The sequence below is a fragment of the Mesorhizobium carmichaelinearum genome (assembly GCF_900199455.1).
Taxonomy (GTDB): Bacteria; Pseudomonadota; Alphaproteobacteria; order Rhizobiales; family Rhizobiaceae; genus Mesorhizobium; species Mesorhizobium carmichaelinearum.
The window spans coordinates 1-1,162 of the sequence record NZ_FZQR01000118.1 but is presented as its reverse complement, the minus strand read 5'-3'; the positions used below and the strand labels follow the sequence as shown (position 1 = coordinate 1,162).

The 1,162-nt window shown below is 63.8% G+C and carries 1 protein-coding gene; it reads right to left on the bottom strand.

The window, feature by feature from the left end; genetic code table 11:
- Positions 1–8: 8 nt before the first annotated feature.
- A protein-coding gene (locus CKW40_RS42240; protein WP_095205388.1) for an IS630 family transposase occupies positions 9–1,078 on the bottom strand; the annotation gives its coding sequence in 2 pieces (ribosomal slippage) (positions 9–592 and positions 592–1,078; 1,071 coding nt in all).
- Positions 1,079–1,162: the final 84 nt, after the last annotated feature.

Genomic DNA, 1,162 nt, shown 5'->3' with positions numbered 1-1,162 from the left:
ACCAACGGTCATGTTGATTGACCGACGTGAGCCCATTGGCGCGTCCCGATTGAAGTGATGGTCTTTGGTCGTTTGATGAGCTCGCGCCAGGCGTGGCACGCGGCGTCGATGATGGCGTCGTAGCCTTCGAAGACGCGATTTGAGAGCCAGTTCTGGCGCAGATACTGCCAGACGTTCTCGACGGGGTTCAGCTCCGGCGCGCGGGGCGGCAGGAAGATGAGCGTGATGTTCTTCGGCACTTTCAGTTTGGCGGTGGTGTGCCAGCCGGCGCGGTCGAGCAGCAGAACGGCATGGGCTCGTCTGGCGACATGGCGGCTGATCTCGTCGAGATGAAGCTGCATGGCCCCGGTGTCGACGAAGGGCAGCGCCAGCGCCACCCCGGTCCCACGCGCTGGGCAGATGGCGCCGAACAGGTATGCCGACTTGTAGCGCTGGTCGGCTGGCTGACGGGGCCGCGTGCCGCGCCTGGCCCATTGCCGCACGATGCCATTCTTCTGGCCGATGCGGGCTTCGTCCTGGAACCAGATCTCGACCGGCTTGCCTTTGGGCAGGTCGGCCAGATGGGCGCTCAGCGTGCGCGGGAAGTTTTTTTATACGCCTCGACGATCTCGCCATCCTGGCCCGGATGAAGTGGCCGGGCGCTGATATGGGAGAAGCCGAGCTGCTTCAAAAGCGTTCCGACATAGCGCTCGTGATAGTCGACGCCGAAGCGCTCCTTGATGAGCTTCTGGAGATCGACGCGCCGCCAGCGCACGACGCCGTTGACGGCCAGGTCCGGCCCCGTCTCGACGATCCTGGCCAGTTCAACCTTCTGGGACGCCGACAGGCGCGGCTCCGGCCCGCCGTTCCAGGCGTCCTCGAGACCGTTTGGACCAGTGTCGTTGAAGCGGTGAACCCAATCCCGCAGGGTCTGCCGGTCCATGCCGCCGACCCGGGCCGCATCCTCACGGCTCATCCCGTCGAGAACCGCTGCCAACGACAGCAGCCGACGGCTCTGCTTGCTATCCTTCGAACTCTTGGCCAGCCGTCGCAACTCGGCTGCCGAATAATCCGTCCGCATCTTGATCGCTGAGCCCATGGCGCGAATCCTCCTCGCGCAATCGAATCACGGATCCGCTCATTCCGAAATCCCAAGAGAGTCAGCCGTCAGATCCTTTGGTAT